The sequence below is a fragment of the uncultured Tateyamaria sp. genome (assembly GCF_947503705.1).
Lineage (GTDB): Bacteria > Pseudomonadota > Alphaproteobacteria > Rhodobacterales > Rhodobacteraceae > Tateyamaria.
Genome location: NZ_CANNES010000001.1, coordinates 1,080,464 through 1,101,092, shown reverse-complemented (window position 1 = coordinate 1,101,092; position 20,629 = coordinate 1,080,464). Strand labels below are relative to the sequence as shown.

Sequence of the window (20,629 nt, the reverse complement as noted above, 5' to 3'; positions counted from 1 at the left end):
ATATGGCAACTGTGTCCCTCAAGGACGTCAAGAAAAGCTTTGGCGCCACAGACGTGATCCACGGCATCACAACCGACATCGCAGACGGCGAATTCATCGTGATTGTCGGGCCGTCCGGTTGCGGGAAATCCACACTGTTGCGCATGGTCGCTGGTCTCGAAACCGTATCGGAGGGCGAGGTTCTGATCGGCGGCGAACGGGCCAACGACAAGGAACCGATGGACCGCGACATCGCGATGGTGTTCCAGAACTACGCGCTCTATCCGCATATGTCGGTGCGTCAGAACATGGGTTATGGCCTCAAGATCGCCAAGCTGCCCAAAGCCCAGATCGAAGCCAAAGTCGTGGCCGCCGCCAAGCTCCTGCAGTTGGAGGCGTTGTTGGATCGCAAACCCAAACAGCTCTCTGGCGGGCAACGTCAACGTGTCGCCATGGGCCGCGCAATTGTCCGCGAACCTGCCGTTTTCCTGTTTGACGAACCTCTGTCCAACCTCGATGCAAAGCTGCGCGTGCAAATGCGGCTAGAGATCAAGGAACTGCAATCCAAGCTCGGGATCACATCGCTCTACGTCACCCATGATCAGGTCGAGGCGATGACCATGGCCGACCGGATGATCGTGATGCACGCTGGCATCGCCGAACAGATCGGCACACCGCTTGAAGTCTACGAGACACCGCGCACCTTGTTCGCCGCCCAGTTCATCGGCAGCCCGGCGATGAACATCGTGGATGCCGAGGTGAAGGGCGGCAAAATCCTTCTCGGCGGTCAGCCTGTTGCCGACACCGTCGGTGCGGACGGCCCGGTCAAACTGGGCGTACGACCCGAACACCTTGTGCCCGACGACGCAGGCCCAATCCGCGTGGTGGTGAAAATGGCCGAGCCACTGGGCGCCAACACGCTCCTGCACGGGGTGCTTGAAGGCTTGGACGGTGGATTTACCGTCAGCCTGCAAGGCGTGCATCTAATGCCCGAAACCACGACCGCACGTGGCTTTCGGATCGAGCCGGGCAAAGCACATGTGTTCGACCCCGAAAGCGGCCTGCGCCGAACGGGTTGAACCGCGATTCCACTGCTGGAAATACTCGGTCTTCTTCCCAAATGTCGGCTGAACTGAAATGCGTGGTAACCCGGACGGCGCACGCGATTAAGAAAGCCGGAACCAAACGCGATCCAATCAACAAAATGGTTAGTAAATGGTGGCGTGGGGGAGACTTGAACTCCCGCACTCAGCGTAGCGCCAAAGGCGATGCGCGTTAGTCGGGCCAACCACACCGCGGTACACAGCAAGGAGCGGAAAGGTTGGTGAATGGTGGCGTGGGGGAGACTTGAATGCCCGCACTCAGCGTAGCGCCAAAGGCGATGCGCGTTAGTCGGGCCCACCGCAGCGCGGATCACAGCAAGGAGCGGAAAGGTTGGTGAATGGTGGCGTGGGGGAGACTTGAACTCCCGACCTATCGATTATGAGTCGATCGCTCTAACCAACTGAGCTACCGCGCCATCGGGGCGTGACCTATGCCAGCCCTCGCCCCCCGTCAAGGCCGAAAACTATCCTATCCGCCCCGCACCGTCTCGATCATCAGGGTCACGTTTTCCGGGTCCGCGTCCGGCGTGATCCCGTGGCCGAGGTTGAAGATGTGCGGCCCCTTAGAAAAGGCTTTGACGATGGCGCGGGTCTCGTCGATCAGGTCCTGTCCGCCGGTGACCATATGGCGCGACGCCAGGTTGCCCTGCACACAGCCATCCTTTTGCACATTGGCCGCCGCCCAATCGGGAGACACCGAGTTGTCCAGCGCCACGCAATCCACCCCAGTGGCGGCATGGAACCCGATGTAGCCATCCCCCGCTTCACGCGGGAAACCGATGACCGGAATATGGGGATAGCGGGCCTTGAGGGCTGCGGTAATCTCGGCACAGGGGGCCACGGCGTATTTCTGGAACGCGTCGCCCTTCAGCGATCCGGCCCAGCTGTCAAAGATCTTCACGACCTCTGCACCTGCCTCGATCTGCATCGCCAGATATTCGATGGTCGCGGCCGTGATGCGGGCCAACAGGGCCTCGAACGCCGGGGTATTGCCCTGCATGAAAGCATGGGCAGGGGCCTGATCAGGCGTGCCTTGGCCAGCGATCATATAGGTGGCCACGGTCCAGGGCGCGCCGGCAAAGCCGATCAAGGTCGTCTCTTCAGGCAGTTCGCGGCGTAGAATTTTCACCGTCTCATAGATCGGGTTCAGCGTGTCGTGAATCGCATCCAAAGGTTTCAGGGCGTTGACGCCCGCCTGATCGGTGATGGTCGACAGGCGCGGCCCCTCGCCTGTGACAAACCAAAGATCCGCACCAAGGGCCTGCGGGACCAAAAGGATGTCGGCAAACAGAATCGCGGCATCAAATCCATAGCGGCGGATGGGCTGCAACGTGACCTCGGCGGCCAGTTCAGGGTTATAGCACAGCGACAGGAAATCACCGGCCTGCGCTCGGGTGGCCTTGTATTCAGGCAAATAGCGACCCGCCTGGCGCATCATCCAGATGGGCGGCGTGGGCAGGGTCTCTCCCGCCAGGGCTCGCAAAATCGTCTTGGTTTGAACCGCATCTTTCATCGCGCTGTGGCCTCTGTCTTATCGTTTCCAGTTGTCAACATAAGTTGACACACCTAAAAGATAAACCCATGACAGTGCGACTTCCCAACTCAACTGCGCCGCTGAAGATCGGCACGCGCGGCTCGCCCCTGGCTCTGGCCCAGGCTTACGAAACCCGTGCGCGGTTGGGGGTTGCATTCAACCTGCCCGAAGACGCGTTCGAGATTGTGATCATCAAGGTCACGGGCGACGCCATTCAGGATCACCCGCTCAAGGATATCGGGGGCAAAGGGCTCTTTACCCGCGAGATCGAAGAAGACCTTCTGTCGGGCAAGATCGACATCGCCGTCCATTCGATGAAGGACATGCCGACGATCCAGCCCGAGGGGTTGATCCTCGACACCTATCTGCCGCGCGAGGATGTGCGGGACGCGTTCATCTCGCCAACGCTCACCGGAATCACGGGCCTTGCCCAGGGTGCCGTGGTCGGCACCTCGTCTTTGCGCCGCCGGGCACAGCTCTTGCACAAACGGCCCGACCTGCAAGTGGTCGAGTTCCGCGGCAACGTCCAGACCCGGCTCAAGAAACTGGCCGATGGCGTGGCTGAATGCACCTTCCTCGCCTGCGCGGGGCTGAACCGTTTGGCGATGGACGAGGTGCCCGCGACACCCGTGGCCACCGATGACATGCTGCCCGCCGTGGCCCAGGGGGCGATCGGGATCGAACGGCGGCTCGATGACAGCAACACCGCCGCGCTTCTGGCCGCCATTCACGACACCGAAACCGGCCAAAGGCTGGCCGCCGAACGGCGTTTCCTGCTGACGCTGGATGGCTCTTGTGAAACACCCATCGCAGGGCTTGCCACGCTGGACGGCTCCGTGCTGCATCTGGCAGGCGAAGTGCTGCGCCCCGACGGCTCCGACGCCCTGTCGGCAAAGCGCACCGGCCCGATCGAAGACGGCGCAGAGATGGGCGAAGACCTCGCCAAGGAACTGCTGAAACGGGCCGGGCCCAGCTTCTTCGACTGGCACTGACGCGCCAATTCCCAGTACAAATACCCTTGGGTGAGGCGCGTATACGCCAAGGGGCAATGCCCCTGTATCCGGCGACAACCCCGCGTCACCCTTGACCTGATGCCCCCTGGCCCCCCATCTTGATAGGGAAGGAGGCCTGCCATGACCCCGGGCAAAGCATACCTGACCTCAGACCACATCCGCCCTCTGGCGACACGCTCTGACCTCGCGGGCGCGCTTCTGGTTCTGCACTGCTGGGGCGTGATCGCCGCCGCCATCGCGATGTTCGCGCTCTGGCCCAACCCGCTCACGGCCCTGTTGGCGGTCCTTCTGATCGGGTCACGGCAACTGGGCCTCGCCATCCTCATGCATGACGCCGCCCATAACGCGCTGTTCAAAACGCGCGGCCTCAACGAATGGGCAGGCACCTGGGCCTGCGGTTGGCCGATCATGGCCGACCTCAAGGCCTATCGGCACTACCACCTCACACACCATCGCTATACCCAAACGGACAAGGATCCCGACCTCAAGCTCAGCCGGAATTTCCCGACCTCGCGCGCCTCGCTGAAACGGAAATTCACGCGGGACCTGACAGGGCAAACCGGGGTCAAACAATTGCTCAGCCAAATCGCCACCTTTGTCCGGCTCGCAGGCGACGACGACGCCATCGAGGCGGCAAAAGGGGATGCGGCGCAGGCCTTCAAATCCAACACCATCTACACCGCCTTCCCGGTCTTTTTCGGGATCGCCCTGATGATCAGCTTTATCGGCGACTGGTGGTGGGGCATCGCCTTCTGGATCGTGCCCTATCTGACATGGTTCCAATTTGTTCTCAGGGTGCGCAACATCGCCGAACACGGCGCAACAGAGATGTCCGAAAACCCGCTGCGCAACGTCCGCACCACCCTGGCCGGGCCCATCGCGCGCACATTCGTGGCCCCCTATTGGGTCAACTACCACCTTGAGCATCACATGATCATGCACGTGCCCTGTTGGCGGCTCCCAAAACTGCATGGCCTGCTGATGGCCAAAGGCTTGGGCGACAAAATGAACGTGGCGCCGAATTACAAGGCGGCCATGGCCGAGGCCGGATGGGACTGACGCGGCCACTCACCATAGCCGATCATGCGCAGGTTCTGCCGCTATATGCGGTTCTGGGCGGCAGCAGCACAGATCCGGACGCGTTCGAAACGATCCTGAGCCATCCCGGCACAACCATCTGGGGCAGCTTTGATGGCGATATGCTCAAGGCTATGACCACGTTGCATATTTTGCCCAATCTCACGCAAAACGGGCGACCCTATGCGCTGATCGAGAATGTGGCCAGCCTGCCCAGCGCCCGGGGGCAAGGCCACGCGCGCGACGTGATGCAGGCGGCGATCAACGCGGCCTGGATTGCAGGAGCCTACAAGATCATGCTGCTCACCGGTCAGGACACCGGGGCCAAGGGGTTCTATGAACAGTTCGGCTTTCGCGCCGACCAGAAATTCGGGATGCAACTGCGCCGGGTTCCCGCGCGAAAACCCTAACCCTCGGGCGGCGCGCCCGTGCTCTTGCGGGCAATCAGTGATACCGGGATCACCGCCTCTTGCCGCGCCTCTGAGGTGACTTGCCCAGCGATGCGTTCCAACAACATGGTGGCAGCCGTTTCGCCAATGATGATTCGATCCTGGCGGATGGTGGTCAGGGGCGGAATGAACTGCTCGGCCAGGTCAATGTCGTCAAATCCCATCACCGACACGTCCTGCGGTACGCGTATGTCATGCCGTGCCAATTCGGCGATAAAGGCCATGGCGATCTGGTCCGAGGCGCAAAACACCGCCGTGGGGCGATCCACAATGGCCATCCATTGCCGGGCCGCGTCACAGCCCGCTTGCAACGAAAAGTCCCCATCAATGATCCACTCGGGCGGCAAGGCCAACCCGTGCCGACCCACCGCCTCGACAAAGGCGTCCTTGCGCGCGGTTGTCAGCACATTGCCTTGTGGTCCGGTGACATGGGCGATCTTGCGATGGCCCAGCGCAACGAGGTGATCAATCGCCGCCGCGGTGCCCCGTCGATTCTCGCAACGCACCGACGGAAACGGCGCATCCGCCACCCATTCGCAAGCAAACAGGATGCGGTTGGAATGGGGCGATCCCTCAAGCGAGGCGACGACGTCAGGGGCCAGCTGGCCATCCAGAATGATCATCCCGTCAGCCCGGGCATCATCCAGATAATCGATCAACCGATCCCCGCTGTCATGGACCTGGCGGGTGCTGGCCACCAGCATCGAATACCCCTTGTCCGCCAATGTGCGCGAGATGCCTTCGAGGATATTGGAAAAGAACGGGTTGGCCAGATCCGGCAGCAGCGCAATCACCGAATGAGACCGCTGCGTGCGCAGGTTCCGCGCCGCCCTGTTGATGCGATAGCCGGTCTTCTGAACAGCAGCCGACACCCGCTTGCGGGTTGATTCGGACACCACATCCGGGTGCGACAGCGTCCGCGAGACGGTCGCCGTCGAAACGCCCGCAACGCGTGCAACATCTTGAAGAGTGGAAGTTTTCAGGGGTCTTGCTCCTGCGGTCGCTGTCTTTGTTTTGTAATCGATTACAGTATTTCTTGACAAGTACCGCGCCCGCCCTGCCTAATGTAATCGATTGCAGAGCAAAGCATTCTGCAACACCCGAACAAAAAACGTTCTTTCTGGGAGGAAGAGATGACCAAAATGATGAAATCGCTGCTGGCGGGCACGGCGCTCACAGCGCTCAGTGCCTCGGTCGTGTTGGCGGATGGCGCAGAACTTGAAGTGACGCATTGGTGGACATCCGGGGGCGAGGCAATCGCCGTCGGCAAACTCGCCGACGCGTGGCAAGCTGCAGGCAACACCTGGATCGACGGCGCCATCGCAGGTTCCGGCGGCACCGCCCGCCCGATCATCATTTCGCGCATCCTTGGCGGTGACCCGATGGCCGCCACCCAACTCAACCACGGCCGCCAGGCCGAAGAGCTGATCGAGGCGGGCCTGCTGCTCGACCTGACCGAGGTGGCCGAGGCCAACAACTGGGCCGAGATCATCAACCCATCTTCCTTGCTGGAGGCGTGCACGCTGGATGGCCGCATCTATTGCGCCCCGCTCAACATCCACTCCGCCCAATGGATGTGGCTGTCGCACGGCGCCTACGAAAAGGCCGGGCTTGACGTGCCCGCCAACTGGAACGACTTCGTGGCCTCCGCCCCCGCCCTCCAAGAGGCAGGCATCGTACCGCTCGCCATGGGCCAACAGGGTTGGCAGCAAAACATTGCCTTCGGAACGATCACCATCGCCATCGCGGGTGTCGACAACTGGCTGGCCGTGAATCGTGACAAGAACATCGATGTAGCCACCGGCCCCGAATACACTGCGGTGTTCGAAGCCGTTGCCGCCGCGCGCGCGCTGGCCGCCGATTCCAACGTCCAGGACTGGAACCTGGCAACCAACATGGTGATCACCGATACCGCAGGCGCGCAGATCATGGGCGACTGGGCCCAAGGCGAATTCCAGGTTGCAGGCGAAGTGGCGGGCACCGACTATTCCTGCCTGCCGGGGCTTGGGCTGAATGCCGTGCTGGATACCGGGGGCGACGCCTTCTACTTCCCCGTGATCGACGACGACGCCACCCGGGCGGCCCAACTTGAGATGGCCGCCATGCTCGTCTCGCCCGAAGTACAGGTCGACTTCAATCTGGCCAAAGGGTCCCTGCCCGTACGCGGCGACATTGACCTGTCATCCGCCAACGCCTGCATGCAAAAGGGCCTCGAAATCCTGGCCTCCGGCAACGGCATCCTGCCCTCTGGCGACATGAACCTGAGCGCGGACACCCAAACCCAGGTCGAAGATCTGATGGCCGAGTTCTGGTCCTCCGACATGTCGGCAGCGGACGCGCAGGCGGCCTATGTCTCGATCATCTCGCGCGCTGACTAAACCGGCGTCGTGACCCCTTGAGGCGCGTGGTCCCAGCGCGCCTCATACCCAAATTCCGGACAGTGCAATGACCTCCCAATCCACGGCCAAACGGCCCGTACAACTCTTGCGCAATCTCAGCGCCAAGATCGCCTCGATCCCGATGATCCTTACGGCTCTGGTGGTGTTTGTGGGCGGCACGGCCTGGACGGTGGTGCACTCGTTCACCTCCTCGCGGCTCCTGCCCAAGCTCAATTTCGTGGGCTTTGACCAATACGAGCGGCTCTGGTCGACTCGGCGCTGGCTGATCTCCATCGAAAATCTGGCCATCTACGGCATCTGCAGCCTGATCCTGACGCTGCTGATCGGCTTTACACTTGCCGCGCTGCTGGATCGCAAAATCCGGTTCGAAGGGGCGTTCAGAACCATCTTCCTATACCCGTTCGCGCTGTCTTTCGTGGTGACGGGGCTCGCCTGGCAATGGATCCTCAACCCCGATTTCGGCGTGCAAGGCGTCGTGCGCGGCATGGGCTGGGAAAGCTTTGCGTTCGACCCGCTCAACAACTCGGAAATCGTGATTTTCGGCATCCTGATTGCGGGCATCTGGCAGGGCTCCGGGCTGATCATGTGCATCATGCTCGCGGGCCTGCGCGGTATCGACGAAGACATCTGGAAAGCCGCCCGCGTCGACGGAATCGGTACGGTCAAAACCTATGTGCGGATCATCATCCCCATGATGCGACCCGTCTTCATCACGGCCCTCGTGCTGATCGCCTCCGGCATCATCAAAATCTACGACCTGGTCGTGGCCCAAACCAATGGCGGGCCGGGGATCAGTTCCGAAGTGCCCGCAAAATACGTGATCGAATACATGTTCCGCGCCCAGAATCTGGGACAGGGCTTTGCCGCCTCAACGATGATGCTGGTCAGCGTGATCGTCATCCTGGTCCCCTGGGCCTATCTCGAATTCGGAGGACGCAAACGTGGTTAACACAGTCGACCCAAGCGGGCCAAAACCGCGCCGCGCCCTCTCGGCCCGTAACATCATGCTCTATGGCACGCTCATGGTGGTCAGCATGTACTACCTGCTGCCGCTCTATGTGATGGTCGTGACCTCACTCAAGGGGATGCCGGAAATCCGGCTTGGCAACGTCTTTTCGCCGCCGCTCGAAATCACCACAGCGGCCTGGACCAAAGCGTGGTCAGAGGCCTGCACAGGGATCAATTGCGACGGGCTCAGCCGGGGCTTCTGGAACTCGGTGCAAATCCTGATCCCCTCGGTGATCCTGTCGATCGGGGTGGCGTCAGTGAACGGCTACGCGTTGTCCCATTGGAAGTTCAAAGGGTCCGAAACCTTCTTTACCATCCTGATCATCGGGGCCTTCATCCCATACCAGACCATGCTCTACCCCATCGTGATCCTGCTGCGCGAGATTGGGCTGATGGGCAGCCTCTGGGGGCTGGTGCTGGTGCACACGGTCTTTGGAATGCCAATCCTGACGCTGCTTTTCCGCAACTATTTCGCCTCAATCCCCGAAGAGTTGTTCAAAGCCGCCCGCGTCGACGGGGCCCGGTTCTGGGGCATCTATTTCCAGATCATGTTGCCGATGGCGCTGCCCATCTTTGTGGTGGCAATCATTCTGCAAGTCACGGGCATCTGGAACGATTTCCTCTTTGGGGTGATCTATACCAAACCCGAAACCTACCCGATGACGGTGCAGCTCAATAACATCGTGAACTCGGTGCAGGGGATCAAGGAATACAACGTCAACATGGCCGCGACCCTGCTTACCGGTCTGGTCCCTCTCGTCATCTACTTTGCCTCTGGCAAACTCTTTGTCCGCGGCATCGCCGCAGGCGCAGTCAAAGGCTGATCCACATGGCACATTCCGTTGAAATCAAGAACCTCGACCTCAGCTTTGGCGCGGTTCATGTCCTCAAACAGCTCAACCTCGATATTGTCGAGGGCGAGTTTCTCGTCCTGCTCGGCTCGTCGGGCTGCGGGAAATCCACACTGCTCAACTGCATCGCGGGTCTGTTGGACGTGACGGGGGGGCAGATTTTCATCAAGGGCAACAACGTCACCTGGGCCGAACCCTCGGATCGGGGGATCGGCATGGTGTTCCAGTCCTACGCGCTTTATCCGCAAATGACGGTGCGCGGAAACCTGACCTTTGGCCTCAAAAACGCCCGTGTACCCAAGCCCGAAATTGAAAAACGCGTCGCCCGCGCCGCCGAGATTCTACAGATCGAGCCGCTCTTGGATCGCAAGCCCGGCGCTTTGTCCGGCGGTCAACGGCAACGGGTGGCCATCGGTCGCGCATTGGTGCGGGACGTGGATGTGTTCCTCTTTGACGAACCGCTTTCCAACCTCGATGCAAAACTGCGCACCGATCTGCGGGTCGAGTTGAAGCGCCTGCACAAGCAACTCAACAACACCATGATCTACGTGACCCACGATCAGGTCGAGGCGATGACGCTGGCCGACCGCATTTCGATCATGAAAGACGGGATGATCCAACAGCTCGACGCCCCCGAGGTGATCTATGCCAAGCCCTGCAACATCTACGTGGCCAACTTCATCGGCTCGCCCGCCATGAACATGTTCACCGGCAAGCTGACCGGCAACCGCTTTGCGAATGAGCATTTCGAATTGGACGTCACAGGATATGATTTTGGCCCCGCAGGCCCGCAGGACGGGCGCGTCGCACTGGGCATCCGCCCCGAACATATCGTCACAGGCGACGCGGCGCAGGGCATGTCCTATTCGGGCAGCGCCGAAATCGACATCGTTGAGCCCATGGGCTCTGACACGCTGGTCTGGATCAACTTTGCGGGCCAATCCGTACGCGTCCGTACCGAGGGGCAATCGGGCCTCACATCCGGCGACACGCTCGCCATCGGCTTTGACGCCAGCCGCCTGCACCTTTTCGACACCGCAACCGAGCTTCGCCTCTAAACAGGACACAAGATCATGACTGTTGGACTTCAACTTTATTCCATGCGCGACTGCGCCGATCAGATCGGCCTTTTGGCCGAACTGCCCGCCATGGGGATCACCCAGGTCGAAGGCTACGGCGGTGTCTACGGCGACGCCGAGGCATATCGCGCGGCCATGGACGCAAACGGGATCACGATGCCCTCAGGGCACATGGGCCTCGACGACATCGAAAACGACTTCGACACAACGCTGAACCTGGCCAAGACGCTCGGTATGCAACACGTCTTTGCCCCCTATCTCGACGCGTCCCAACGCCCCGATACCTCCGCAGGCTACGCCGATCTCGCCGCACGGCTGGCCAAGGCGGGCAAGCGCTACGCCGATCACGGGCTGCACTTCGGCTGGCACAACCACGACTTTGAATTCGTGGCCCTTCCCGACGGCGGCATCCCCATGGACATCCTGCTGACCGAGGCCCCCGACATCACATGGGAGGCAGACCTCGCCTGGATCGTACGTGGTGGCCGCGACCCACTGGACTACATCGCCAAATACGGCGACAGGCTCACCTCCATCCACGTCAAGGACATCGCAGCCGAAGGCACCAACGAGGACGAGGACGGCTGGTCCGACCTCGGCTCTGGCACCATGGATTGGGCGGCCCTCCTGCAAGCCTGCCGCAACCAGTCACCAAACCTCATCTACGCGCTGGAACACGACAAACCCAGCGATCCCAAGGGCTACGCAAAACGCTCCGCCGCCGCCTTCAAAACCCTGTGGGAGAAGACACATGACTAAGTCCATGGGCGTCGGCATCATCGGATGCGGCAACATCTCGACCGCCTATCTGCAACTGGCGGACATGTTCAAAGGCTACGACATCCGCGCCGTGGCCGACATCAACATGGACAATGCACGGGCCCGGGCGGCCGAATTCAACGTGCGGGCCGACACGGTCGAGGCCCTGCTGGCCGCCGACGACATCGACCTGATCATCAACCTCACGATCCCGGCTGCCCATGTCGAAGTGTCGCGATCCATCCTCCAGGCAGGCAAACACGTCTACTCGGAAAAACCCTTCGTGCTCAGCCTCGCCGAGGCCCAAGAGCTTGAGGGCATCGCACAGGTGAATGGCGTGCGGATCGGCTCTGCCCCCGACACGTTCATGGGCGGCGCGCACCAACTGGCACGCAAACTGATCGACGATGGCACCATCGGCACGGTCACATCGGGCACGGCGGTGGTCATGTCACCGGGGATGGAGGATTGGCACCCCAACCCCGATTTCTTCTTCCTGCCCGGCGGCGGGCCCATCCTCGATCTGGGCCCTTACTACATCTGCAACCTGGTCCAGATGTTGGGACCAGTGCACAAGGTCACCAGCTTTACAGGCGCCGCCCAAGACACCCGCACCATCGGCAACGGGCCGCGCAAGGGCGAGGTGATCCCGGTCAAAACGCCCACCACTATCCACGCAGTGCTGTCCTTCGCCAGCGGCGCAATCATCACACTGCTGAGCAGTTGGGACGTCTGGGCCAACAGCCATCCCACGATGGAGCTTTACGGCAGCACTGGCACCCTGAACGTGCCCGACCCCAACTTCTTCGGCGGCGACCTCACAGTGACAGACCGGAACGGCCCCGCAACAGCGCAAAGCTGGGATCACCCCTTCGGCACGCCGAACACTGACGACAACCGGGCCAATTACCGGGGCGCAGGGCTGGCCGACATGGCCCTTGCCATCGCCGCAGACACACCGCATCGATGCAACAGCGCCTTTGCCACGCACGTGGTCGAGGTAATGACAGCGATCCTGACCGCGGGTGACACAGGCCAGGTCATGACCATGACGACAACCTGCGACCGGCCCGAAACGCTAAGCCCCGAACAGGCCGCCGCCCTGCTGGCCTGACGACAAAATGACGGAGGATAGAATGGCCAACGCCATCAAAGGGCCAGGGATCTTCCTGGCACAGTTTCTCGACGACACGGCCCCCTTCAACAGCCTGCCTGCGATCGCCGAATGGGCGGCTGGGCTGGGGTACAAAGGCGTGCAAATCCCCACCTGGGACGCGCGGGTATTCGACCTGGATACAGCGGCCAACAGCAAGGACTATTGCGACGAGGTTGCGGGCATCTGTGCCGCACACGGGCTCGCCATCACCGAATTGTCCTGCCACCTCCAAGGGCAGCTTGTCGCCGTAAACCCCGCCTATGACAGCAATTTCGACGCCTTTGCGCCCGCCGAAGTACACGGAAACCCGAACGCACGGCAGGCCTGGGCCGTCGATCAGGTCACCAAGGTCGCCCATGCCTCCAAACATCTCGGGCTCGCCGGGGCCGTGGGCTTCACCGGCTCACTTGCCTTCCCCTACCTCTATCCTTGGCCGCAACGCCCCCCGGGGCTGATTGACGAGGCGTTCACCGAACTCGCGCGCCGTTGGAAACCCATTTTGGACGTTTATGACGAAAACGGCGTCGACATGGGCTTTGAAATCCATCCCGGCGAGGACGTGTTCGATGGCACTACATTCGAAAGGTTCCTAAGCGCAATCGACAACCATGCGCGCTGCAAAATCACCTACGACCCCTCGCATTTCCTGCTGCAACAACTCGATTACCTCGCCTTTATCGACATCTATCACGACCGGATCAGCGCCTTTCACGTCAAGGATGCGGAGTTCAATCCAACCGGCCGTCAGGGCGTGTATTCCGGTTATGCCGATTGGACCGAACGTGCGGGCCGCTTCCGGTCCTTGGGCGACGGACAGGTTGATTTCAAAGGGATTTTCTCCAAACTGACGCAATATGGTTTTGACGGCTGGGCTGTGCTGGAATGGGAATGCTGCCTCAAACACCCCGAACAGGGGGCTGCCGAAGGGGCGCCATTTATCGCCGATCACATCATTCGGCCCACGGAAAAAGCCTTTGACGATTTTGCGGGCGGCAGCACAGATGTGGCCGCATTGCGCAAAATGATGGGATTTTGACATGGCACCACTGAAACTCGGGATGGTCGGCGGCGGCCAGGGGGCCTTTATCGGTGCGGTCCACCGCATCGCGGCCCGGCTCGACGGGTGCTTCGATCTGGTCGCGGGCGCCTTTGCGTCCGATCCCGCACGCGCTCACGCCTCTGCCGCCGAACTCGGCGTCGCGCCCGACCGCTCCTATGCCGATTACGCCGACATGGCTGTGGCCGAAGCCGCGCGGGCTGACGGCATCGTCGCCGTAGCCATAGTGACCCCGAACCACCTGCACGGCCCCATCGCCGAGGCGTTTCTGGCCCAAGGCATACACGTCATCTGCGACAAGCCCATGACAGCCACGCTGGCGCAGGCTCAAAGCCTTGCAAAGGTCGCAACTGCATCCGACGCGCAGTTTTTCCTGACCCACAACTACACCGGCTATCCGATGATCCGGCAGGCCCGGCAGATGATCGCCGAGGGCATGCTGGGCGATTTGCGGATGGTCGAGGCGCAATACCTCCAGGATTGGCTCGCCGCGCCCGCTGATGCGGACAACAAACAAGCCGCCTGGCGCACCGACCCCGCCCAGGCGGGCGGCGGCGCCATCGGCGACATCGGCACCCACGCCTATAACCTCGCCTGCTTTACGACCGGTCTGACGGGTCAGGCGCTCAGCGCCACGCTCACGACCCACGTGCCGGGCCGCGCGGTCGACGACGATGCCCGCGTCACGGTCGACTTTCCGGGCGGCATTCACGGTCACATCTGGGCCAGTCAGGTCGCCGTGGGCCATGAAAACAGCCTGACCTTGGCCATTTACGGCAGCGCAGGCGGCCTACGCTGGGCCCAAGAGCATCCCAACCAGCTCTGGTTCACCAAGCTGGGTCAACCACCCCAACTCATCACACGCGGCAGCAGCGCCAGCCACCCTGCCGCCAACGCCGTCACCCGCATCCCCGCAGGCCATCCCGAAGGCTACCTTGAGGCCTTCGCGACCCTCTACCGCGAGGCGGCGGCTGCCATCTCCGGTGCGCCCCGCGACACCGACGCCCTGCTCGGTATCGCCGACGGCCTTGCCGGAATGAAGTTTATTGACGCGTGCCAACGTTCATCCCGACAAAACGGGGCACGAATCGAACTCTGATCCAAAGGTAAGTCCGGCGGCCTAAAGAAGCGTTAAATCCGCGATACATCTGCGCACGCCGTCCAACCCTCGGGCGGAAAAACGGAATAACCAATCGGTTAAAATCAAGTCAATTCAACGCACTGCTTGTCCCCGCGGGGACAATTCAGACCCACTTGGCCAAAGGCGGCAAGCTCATGAGCACCGCGTTGGCATCGTGCCCCGTCTCCAGCCCGAATTTCGTCCCCCTGTCATAGACAAGGTTATACTCCGCATAGAGGCCCCGATGCACCAGTTGCGCATCCTTGTCGGCCTCGGTCCAATCCTGCACACGGCGTTTCTCGACCAGCGGTAGATAGGCGGGCAAAAAGGCGCGGCCAATATCCTGCGTCAGGGTAAAATCCTGCTCCCAATCACCAGTGCAATGGTCGTCCATAAAGATGCCCCCAACGCCCCGCGCGCGGCCCCGGTGAGGCACATAAAAATACTCGTCCGCCCAGTCTTTGAGGCGCGGATACAGTTCGTCCCCATGGGGATCGAGATGCGCCTTCTGGGTCGCGTGAAAGTGGGCGGTGTCTTCGGCATATTCCAAACACGGGTTCAGGTCAGACCCACCGCCAAACCACCACGCGTGGGGTGTCCAGAACATGCGGGTGTTCATGTGAACGGCGGGCGCGTGCGGGTTCTGCATATGCGCGACAAGCGAAATGCCCGAGGCCCAAAAGCGCGGATCATCCTTCATTCCGGGAATGCCCTTGCGGGCCGCCATCGCATGCTGCGCCCGCTCGCCCAAGGTCCCGTAAACGGTCGAGATATTGACGCCAACCTTCTCAAAAACACGCCCGCCGCGCATGACGCTCATCAAGCCGCCGCCCGCATCTGAACCGTCCTCGGACTGGCGCGTTGTCTCGGTCACTTCAAACTGGCCGGGCGCTGCATCCGACAGAGGGCCCGCCTCGTGCGAGGCTTCCAAACCCTCGAACGCGGCCACGATGTCGTCGCGCAATTGGCGGAACCAGGCGGAGGCCCGGGTTTTCTGAGTGTCGAAGTGTTCGGTCATGCGTACTGTCCATTTTAGTTGACAGATTTTAACGCGAAAAAAGCCGCAACGCCAAGGGCAAAGACGCCACATGACACCGGGCGGGGCCCTGCCCTTCAGTGTTCCAAGAATATGCGTCCCCGGAAGGCCGGGCGGCCTAGTGCGCGGGCGCGGATACAGGGTCCAGAAGGCTGCGACCGCCGTCCACTGTCATCACGTCACCGGTGACAAAACCCGACCCCTCAGAGGCCAGAAATTGCACCGCGTCCACCAGCTCTGTGGGGCTGGCGATGCGGTGCATGGGGGTGCGGGTCTCGATCTCTTCGCGCCATTCGGGATGATCTCCGATGGACGATTTCAGTGAGGCGGACATGACAGATCCAAAGGCCACAGCATTCACGCGGATACGGTGAGGGGCCAGTGCAAGAGCCATCGAGCGGGTCATCTGTTCCAGCCCCGCCGACGCGATGGAATAGCCCAAAAGCTCCGGGCGCGTCTGATGCGCCGCAATGGACGACAGATTGATGATCGAACCCGCAGGGCCGTCGCCTTCGCGGCCGTCCGATTGCTTGATCATACGGCGCGCGACCTGCTGGCTGAGGCGCAGGGCCGTCATCAGGTTCTGCTCCAGCAGTTGTTCTACCGACGTGTCTTCGGGGTTCAGGGCATCGGTTTCCATCACCTGACGCGAGGCATTGACCAGGATGTCGATCTCGTCGAAGGCGTCGATGGTGGCCGACACCAGGTTGGCGATGGTCAGCCGTTGGCGCAGGTCGCCCGCAAAATAACGGATGTTGCCCTCGTCGGCCACATCGCCAAGTTCTTCTGCCAGACGTTTTTCGTCCATATCGGCGCACATCACGTTGGCGCCGCGATCCGCAAAGGTGCGCGCGACTGCAAGCCCGATGCCGTTGGCGGCCCCTGTCACAATCGCCGTCTTGCCGGTGATCGAAAATGCCATTTGTTATCCCCGTGTCCGTTTGGGCCGTTCGGCCCGCACCAGTTTGAACCGCGCATCGCCGTCCAGATCAACCACTTTGGCGAATTGGCCCGCCAGCGCATCCTCATATGGCAGGTGCCGGTTGGCCACCATCCAGAGCGCCCCGTGGGGCTGGAGCATCCGTGCCGCCGCCGCGATGAAGGCGCGGCCGAGAGACGGGTCGGCCTTGCGTCCGGAATGAAAAGGCGGGTTCATGACAACCGCATCCATCTTGTGCGACGGCTTCCATACGGTAGCGTCCGCCCAATGGAATTGAGCGCGCGGGTCGGTTACGTTGTGGTGCGCGCATTGCAGGGCCATGTCGTGGTTTTCGACCAGGTGCACCGCTTTGACGTCGCGGGTCAGGATGTGGGCTGCGAGGTATCCCCAGCCGGCCCCCAGATCTGCGACCGTGCCCACCATCGCCTCTGGCAAAGCCTGTGCCAGAAGGGCCGAGGCCGGGTCGACACCATCGGCGGAAAACACACCAGGCGCTGTCCAGAACCCACCCGGTTGCAGCTCTGGGCCCAGCGCCCAATCGGACAGATCGCCGCCGGATTGCGCCCAGAAAATCTTGCCATGGGCCTTGGAGATTGGTCCAGCAATTTCCATACGTAACCGTAGGGACTTGAGCATGGAATCCGCGCCGTCGGTCTTTTGGCCGTCCACAATGACCAGCCCATCGGTCTGGGACATTGCAACGGCCAATAGCGCCCGCGCCTCAGCCCTGGCGCGGGTCAGACAGACCACGGCAGCGGCAAAGCGGGCGTCCTTGGCAGGCTCTGCCGCAACATCAAAGCCGCGCGCTTGAAAATGCGCGCAGACAGTGGCCAGAGGAGAAATGATGCATACACGATCACGCGGCAAAGCGGACAGGTCGGCGTCCACAGCGGGATGCATCACAGCAATAGGGCCGTCGCCCGGCAGCTCTGTCGCTGCAAGCGCCAAGGGCAAGCGATCACCGATCACTGATTATTCTTCTTTTTCCATGGTGCATTGCAGCGGGTGCTGATGGCGGCGCGCATAATCCATCACCTGAGCGACCTTCGTTTCTGCAATCTCGTGGCTGAACACGCCGACGACGGCGAGGCCCTTTTTGTGGACGGTCAACATGATCTCGAACGCCTGGGCGTGGTTGAGACCAAAGAACCGTTCCAGCACATGCACCACAAATTCCATCGGGGTGTAATCATCATTCAGCAGCATCACCTTATACAAAGGCGGGCGCTTGGTCTTGGGCTTGACGTCGGTGACGACGGTGGTGTCACCGTCATCATCTGCCGGGCCCGACATGTTTTGGGCCATCATCTGCACGAATGTATGCATCTGCATCGTCATGAAACCAAGAATCCTATGGCGGGTTTGAGCCTTGCTATATAACGCTCACAGCAGTTTAGAAAAGAGGGTCGCACCGGAATGTCGCAAACACTGGGCGCAATCGGCTTTGATGCCGATGACACGCTTTGGCACAATGAACGGTTTTTCAAGCTGACCCAAGAGCGCTTTGCCGAGCTTTTGGCCCCTCACACCGACCACCCCGATCTGGACGACCGGTTGATGCAGGCCGAGCGCCGCAACCTGGGTCACTACGGCTTTGGCATCAAAGGATTTGTGTTGTCGATGATCGAAACGGCCCTTGAGGTGACAGATCGCAAAGTGCCCGGCGCCGTGATTGCCGATCTGATTGCCGCTGGTCAGGACATGTTGCAGCACCCTATCGATCTGTTGCCCCATGCCGCCGAAGCGGTGGAGGCCGCCCGTGCCCACGCGCCCGTTTTGCTGATCACCAAGGGCGATTTGCTGCATCAGGAGCGCAAGCTGGCCCAATCGGGGCTGGGCGATCTATTTGATGGGGTCGAAATCGTGTCGGACAAACAGCCTGGCGTTTATACCCGCATCTTTGACGCCTTTGGCGGCGCGGGGCGCGGCATGATGATCGGCAATTCGATGAAATCCGATGTCCGCCCGATGATTGACGCGGGCGGTTTTGGTGTCTTTGTCCCCCATGATCTAGCCTGGGCGTTCGAGGCGGCAGAGGCCCCTGAGAACCATCCCCGCTATGCTGAACTGCCCGATTTGGGTGCCTTGCCCGACTATCTTGAAGGGATGCGTTGATGCCACATGCCGAGTTGAAATTTTCCGCCGATATTCCCCTGGATGCCCCGATGATCCTGCGCCGGATCGAGGCTGTCATTCAGCAGCATGATGAGAGCTCTGGCGCGTGCAAAGGGCGCGCTTATCCTGCCGACCTGTTCCACCATTCCCATGTGATTGTCGATATCTCGATGCTGCCCAAATCGCATCGCGATGCGGCCTTTGTCGATGCGCTACGGGTGGACCTGGCTGCCGCAGTTCAGGCGATGATCCCGGTCCCGTGCTATTTTTCGCTCAATATCGGGTTTTCGGGCAGCGGTTATATGACCGGCGACCACCGCCACTGACCGCCACATTCCTGCCACAATCGCCGGTGTTGTCATCAGTCCCGGACCCGCCCCAAGATGTTGAGTTTTGCAGGTGCAGAAAACCAAAATCCACTGCGCATCAACGCTTTATCGAAACGGGCACCTGTGTTAGCCTGACGCCAATAAAAATGAGGCCAGTCGAATAATCGGCGGTCAGAGGCAAAATATAGGCAGGTTTACCGTGAAGGTTCGACGCATGCAGTCGGCCCGGTTTGGGCTATTACTTTTTACCGCTTTGTGGTTGCTGGTCATTGTGCCCGCCTCTGTTGTGGCCGCCCCCTATGCGGCCATGGTAATGGATGCACGCACGGGCGAAGTCCTCCATTCGCGCAATGCCGACACCCGGCTTCACCCTGCATCGCTGACCAAGATGATGACCCTCTACGTGGTTTTTCAGGCGATCGAGCGGGGCGAGATTACCTTGGACACACGCGTGAAAGTATCGTCCAAAGCCGCTGCCGAGCCGCCCTCGAAACTGGGCCTGAAGGCAGGCAGCCGCATCAAACTGCGCTATCTCATCCGCGCCTCTGCGGTGAAATCTGCAAATGATGCGGCCACGGCAATGGCCGAAGCGATCTCCGGTTCCGAGGCGGCCTTTGCCCGCCGGATGAACCGCACGGCGAAGGCGTTGGGCATGACCCGCACCACCTTCAAGAACGCCCACGGGTTGACCGAGACGGGCCACATGTCAACGGCCCGCGACATGACGATCATGGGCCGGCACATGATCTATGACTATCCGCAGTACTATAACCTGTTTTCCCGCCGCTCGACCGATGCAGGCATCCGCGATGTGGCCAACACCAACCGCCGTTTGCTGGCGGCCTACAAAGGTGCCGACGGGATCAAGACGGGCTATACCCGCGCTGCGGGCTTCAACCTGGTGTCCTCGGCAGAACGGGGCAATGAGCGCATCATCGCCACGGTCTTTGGTGGCAAATCCTCGGCCTCGCGCAACGCCAAGGTGGCGGAATTGCTGGATCTGGGCTTTCGCCGGGCGCCGTCGCGTGCGCCTGTCCGCAAGCCTGCGAAACCCAATATCGGCCCCGGCAGCCCGGTTGTCGTGGCAGGCAATGGCCAGGCTCCCAAAGGGGCGGGCAAGATCATCCGGCTGAGCGGGGCAGTCAAGACGTCCTACCGGCCCCGGATGCGCCCCGGCACTGCAACGCCTGTGCTGGTGGCCCAGGCGCCGGTCACATCCACGGTTCTGCCCGACGATATCCGCACCGCGCTGGAAGAGGCGCAAACAGCGCCCGCGCCGGTGCCTGCCCCAACGATTGTCGCGACCCGCAGGCCAGAGGCGCGGCCCACCGACGTGGTATTGGCCAGCCTGGAACCCGAAGTCGTCACCCGCCTGTCCACCTCTGGGGGGCGGCATTGGGGCGTGAACATCGGGCGCTATGGCAGCCGCTACAAGGCGGAAAAGGTGCTGTTGCAGACGGCCCTGACCGAGATGTCGTCGCTGGACGGGTCCTTGCGCAAAGTCGTGCAACGGCCCACGGGGTTTGACGCAAATTTCATGGGGATGACCCGCGAGACGGCGGACCTGGCGTGCAGGCGTTTGCAGGCGCGCAATGTGACCTGTTTCATGATCGGGCCATAAGCAA

21 protein-coding genes and 2 tRNA genes are annotated in these 20,629 nt (G+C 61.3%); 15 read left to right on the top strand and 8 right to left on the bottom strand.

Annotation, left to right across the window (positions count from 1 at the left end; genetic code table 11):
• Nucleotides 1–2 precede the first annotated feature (2 nt).
• Nucleotides 3–1,058, top strand: coding sequence for a sn-glycerol-3-phosphate ABC transporter ATP-binding protein UgpC (ugpC, locus tag Q1A44_RS05365; RefSeq protein WP_299620836.1), 1,056 nt, complete (start codon nt 3–5; stop codon nt 1,056–1,058).
• A gap of 137 nt (nt 1,059–1,195) precedes the next feature.
• Here the strand turns inward: ugpC and Q1A44_RS05360 are convergent.
• The 3 genes from Q1A44_RS05360 to hemE all read right to left on the bottom strand — a co-directional run bounded on the left by Q1A44_RS05360 (nt 1,196) and on the right by hemE (nt 2,595).
• Nucleotides 1,196–1,274: transfer RNA gene (locus Q1A44_RS05360), tRNA-OTHER, on the bottom strand.
• A 147-nt stretch (nt 1,275–1,421) separates the two neighbouring features.
• Nucleotides 1,422–1,498: transfer RNA gene (locus Q1A44_RS05355), tRNA-Met, on the bottom strand.
• 53 nt (nt 1,499–1,551) lie between these two features.
• Complete coding sequence (hemE, locus tag Q1A44_RS05350) at nt 1,552–2,595, bottom strand: uroporphyrinogen decarboxylase (protein ID WP_299620833.1); 1,044 nt, start codon at nt 2,593–2,595, stop codon at nt 1,552–1,554.
• A 68-nt stretch (nt 2,596–2,663) separates the two neighbouring features.
• Between hemE and hemC the strand changes: the two genes are divergently transcribed.
• The 3 genes from hemC to Q1A44_RS05335 all read left to right on the top strand — a co-directional run bounded on the left by hemC (nt 2,664) and on the right by Q1A44_RS05335 (nt 5,116).
• The gene (gene hemC / locus Q1A44_RS05345; RefSeq protein WP_299620830.1) at nt 2,664–3,608 is read left to right on the top strand and encodes a hydroxymethylbilane synthase; all 945 of its coding nucleotides are present in this window, start codon (nt 2,664–2,666) and stop codon (nt 3,606–3,608) included.
• A gap of 141 nt (nt 3,609–3,749) precedes the next feature.
• Nucleotides 3,750–4,688, top strand: coding sequence for a fatty acid desaturase family protein (locus Q1A44_RS05340; protein WP_299620828.1), 939 nt, complete (start codon nt 3,750–3,752; stop codon nt 4,686–4,688).
• Complete coding sequence (locus tag Q1A44_RS05335; RefSeq protein ID WP_299620826.1) at nt 4,679–5,116, top strand: GNAT family N-acetyltransferase; 438 nt, start codon at nt 4,679–4,681, stop codon at nt 5,114–5,116. Before Q1A44_RS05340 ends, Q1A44_RS05335 begins: the two co-directional genes overlap by 10 nt.
• On the opposite strand, the gene Q1A44_RS05330 is transcribed toward Q1A44_RS05335, so the two are convergent.
• Complete coding sequence (locus Q1A44_RS05330; RefSeq protein WP_299620823.1) at nt 5,113–6,198, bottom strand: LacI family DNA-binding transcriptional regulator; 1,086 nt, start codon at nt 6,196–6,198, stop codon at nt 5,113–5,115. The two genes, Q1A44_RS05335 and Q1A44_RS05330, sit on opposite strands and share 4 nt — an antisense overlap.
• Nucleotides 6,199–6,288: 90 nt before the next feature.
• On the opposite strand from Q1A44_RS05330, the gene Q1A44_RS05325 reads away from it, so the two are divergent.
• The 8 genes from Q1A44_RS05325 to Q1A44_RS05290 all read left to right on the top strand — a co-directional run bounded on the left by Q1A44_RS05325 (nt 6,289) and on the right by Q1A44_RS05290 (nt 14,563).
• On the top strand, nt 6,289–7,533 hold the full coding sequence (locus Q1A44_RS05325; RefSeq protein WP_299620820.1) for an ABC transporter substrate-binding protein: 1,245 nt from the start codon (nt 6,289–6,291) through the stop codon (nt 7,531–7,533).
• A gap of 67 nt (nt 7,534–7,600) precedes the next feature.
• Entirely contained in the window at nt 7,601–8,503 is a 903-nt protein-coding gene (locus tag Q1A44_RS05320; RefSeq protein WP_299620817.1) for a carbohydrate ABC transporter permease, read from the top strand.
• Nucleotides 8,496–9,386: a carbohydrate ABC transporter permease gene (locus Q1A44_RS05315; RefSeq protein WP_299620814.1), complete on the top strand. Its 891-nt coding sequence runs from the start codon at nt 8,496–8,498 to the stop codon at nt 9,384–9,386. The genes Q1A44_RS05320 and Q1A44_RS05315 overlap by 8 nt, the downstream gene beginning before the upstream one ends.
• 5 nt (nt 9,387–9,391) lie before the next feature.
• Nucleotides 9,392–10,471: an ABC transporter ATP-binding protein gene (locus Q1A44_RS05310; protein WP_299620811.1), complete on the top strand. Its 1,080-nt coding sequence runs from the start codon at nt 9,392–9,394 to the stop codon at nt 10,469–10,471.
• A 15-nt stretch (nt 10,472–10,486) separates the two neighbouring features.
• Nucleotides 10,487–11,251, top strand: coding sequence for a sugar phosphate isomerase/epimerase (locus Q1A44_RS05305; protein ID WP_299620808.1), 765 nt, complete (start codon nt 10,487–10,489; stop codon nt 11,249–11,251).
• Nucleotides 11,244–12,365, top strand: coding sequence for a Gfo/Idh/MocA family oxidoreductase (locus Q1A44_RS05300; RefSeq protein ID WP_299620805.1), 1,122 nt, complete (start codon nt 11,244–11,246; stop codon nt 12,363–12,365). Before Q1A44_RS05305 ends, Q1A44_RS05300 begins: the two co-directional genes overlap by 8 nt.
• A gap of 22 nt (nt 12,366–12,387) precedes the next feature.
• A complete protein-coding gene (locus tag Q1A44_RS05295) occupies nt 12,388–13,443 on the top strand; it encodes a sugar phosphate isomerase/epimerase (protein ID WP_299620802.1) in 1,056 nt (351 codons plus the stop codon).
• Nucleotide 13,444: 1 nt separating this feature from the next.
• Nucleotides 13,445–14,563: a Gfo/Idh/MocA family oxidoreductase gene (locus tag Q1A44_RS05290; RefSeq protein ID WP_299620799.1), complete on the top strand. Its 1,119-nt coding sequence runs from the start codon at nt 13,445–13,447 to the stop codon at nt 14,561–14,563.
• A 145-nt stretch (nt 14,564–14,708) separates the two neighbouring features.
• On the opposite strand, the gene hemF is transcribed toward Q1A44_RS05290, so the two are convergent.
• The 4 genes from hemF to clpS form a co-directional block, all read right to left on the bottom strand.
• Nucleotides 14,709–15,602: an oxygen-dependent coproporphyrinogen oxidase gene (gene hemF / locus Q1A44_RS05285; protein WP_299620796.1), complete on the bottom strand. Its 894-nt coding sequence runs from the start codon at nt 15,600–15,602 to the stop codon at nt 14,709–14,711.
• A 136-nt stretch (nt 15,603–15,738) separates the two neighbouring features.
• On the bottom strand, nt 15,739–16,542 hold the full coding sequence (locus Q1A44_RS05280; RefSeq protein ID WP_299620791.1) for an SDR family oxidoreductase: 804 nt from the start codon (nt 16,540–16,542) through the stop codon (nt 15,739–15,741).
• A gap of 3 nt (nt 16,543–16,545) precedes the next feature.
• A complete protein-coding gene (locus Q1A44_RS05275) occupies nt 16,546–17,526 on the bottom strand; it encodes a methyltransferase (protein ID WP_299621385.1) in 981 nt (326 codons plus the stop codon).
• A 6-nt stretch (nt 17,527–17,532) separates the two neighbouring features.
• On the bottom strand, nt 17,533–17,865 hold the full coding sequence (gene clpS, locus Q1A44_RS05270) for an ATP-dependent Clp protease adapter ClpS (RefSeq protein WP_299621382.1): 333 nt from the start codon (nt 17,863–17,865) through the stop codon (nt 17,533–17,535).
• A gap of 111 nt (nt 17,866–17,976) precedes the next feature.
• Here clpS and Q1A44_RS05265 point away from each other — a divergent pair, with 111 nt between their 5' ends.
• From Q1A44_RS05265 to Q1A44_RS05255, 3 genes are all read left to right on the top strand, one after another.
• On the top strand, nt 17,977–18,675 hold the full coding sequence (locus Q1A44_RS05265; protein ID WP_299620788.1) for an HAD family hydrolase: 699 nt from the start codon (nt 17,977–17,979) through the stop codon (nt 18,673–18,675).
• The gene (locus Q1A44_RS05260) at nt 18,675–19,001 is read left to right on the top strand and encodes a hypothetical protein (RefSeq protein WP_299620785.1); all 327 of its coding nucleotides are present in this window, start codon (nt 18,675–18,677) and stop codon (nt 18,999–19,001) included. The genes Q1A44_RS05265 and Q1A44_RS05260 overlap by 1 nt, the downstream gene beginning before the upstream one ends.
• Nucleotides 19,002–19,218: 217 nt before the next feature.
• Complete coding sequence (locus Q1A44_RS05255; protein ID WP_299620782.1) at nt 19,219–20,625, top strand: D-alanyl-D-alanine carboxypeptidase family protein; 1,407 nt, start codon at nt 19,219–19,221, stop codon at nt 20,623–20,625.
• The last annotated feature ends 4 nt before the right edge of the window (nt 20,626–20,629 follow it).

Coding starts and splice junctions, on each gene's coding strand:
- ugpC (WP_299620836.1), top strand. CDS start 3: ATGGCAACTGTGTCCCTCAAGGACGTCAAGAAAAGCTTTGGCGCCACA.
- hemE (WP_299620833.1), bottom strand. CDS start 2,595: ATGAAAGATGCGGTTCAAACCAAGACGATTTTGCGAGCCCTGGCGGGA.
- hemC (WP_299620830.1), top strand. CDS start 2,664: ATGACAGTGCGACTTCCCAACTCAACTGCGCCGCTGAAGATCGGCACG.
- Q1A44_RS05340 (WP_299620828.1), top strand. CDS start 3,750: ATGACCCCGGGCAAAGCATACCTGACCTCAGACCACATCCGCCCTCTG.
- Q1A44_RS05335 (WP_299620826.1), top strand. CDS start 4,679: ATGGGACTGACGCGGCCACTCACCATAGCCGATCATGCGCAGGTTCTG.
- Q1A44_RS05325 (WP_299620820.1), top strand. CDS start 6,289: ATGACCAAAATGATGAAATCGCTGCTGGCGGGCACGGCGCTCACAGCG.
- Q1A44_RS05320 (WP_299620817.1), top strand. CDS start 7,601: ATGACCTCCCAATCCACGGCCAAACGGCCCGTACAACTCTTGCGCAAT.
- Q1A44_RS05310 (WP_299620811.1), top strand. CDS start 9,392: ATGGCACATTCCGTTGAAATCAAGAACCTCGACCTCAGCTTTGGCGCG.
- Q1A44_RS05305 (WP_299620808.1), top strand. CDS start 10,487: ATGACTGTTGGACTTCAACTTTATTCCATGCGCGACTGCGCCGATCAG.
- Q1A44_RS05300 (WP_299620805.1), top strand. CDS start 11,244: ATGACTAAGTCCATGGGCGTCGGCATCATCGGATGCGGCAACATCTCG.
- Q1A44_RS05295 (WP_299620802.1), top strand. CDS start 12,388: ATGGCCAACGCCATCAAAGGGCCAGGGATCTTCCTGGCACAGTTTCTC.
- Q1A44_RS05290 (WP_299620799.1), top strand. CDS start 13,445: ATGGCACCACTGAAACTCGGGATGGTCGGCGGCGGCCAGGGGGCCTTT.
- hemF (WP_299620796.1), bottom strand. CDS start 15,602: ATGACCGAACACTTCGACACTCAGAAAACCCGGGCCTCCGCCTGGTTC.
- Q1A44_RS05280 (WP_299620791.1), bottom strand. CDS start 16,542: ATGGCATTTTCGATCACCGGCAAGACGGCGATTGTGACAGGGGCCGCC.
- clpS (WP_299621382.1), bottom strand. CDS start 17,865: ATGGCCCAAAACATGTCGGGCCCGGCAGATGATGACGGTGACACCACC.
- Q1A44_RS05265 (WP_299620788.1), top strand. CDS start 17,977: ATGTCGCAAACACTGGGCGCAATCGGCTTTGATGCCGATGACACGCTT.
- Q1A44_RS05260 (WP_299620785.1), top strand. CDS start 18,675: ATGCCACATGCCGAGTTGAAATTTTCCGCCGATATTCCCCTGGATGCC.
- Q1A44_RS05255 (WP_299620782.1), top strand. CDS start 19,219: ATGCAGTCGGCCCGGTTTGGGCTATTACTTTTTACCGCTTTGTGGTTG.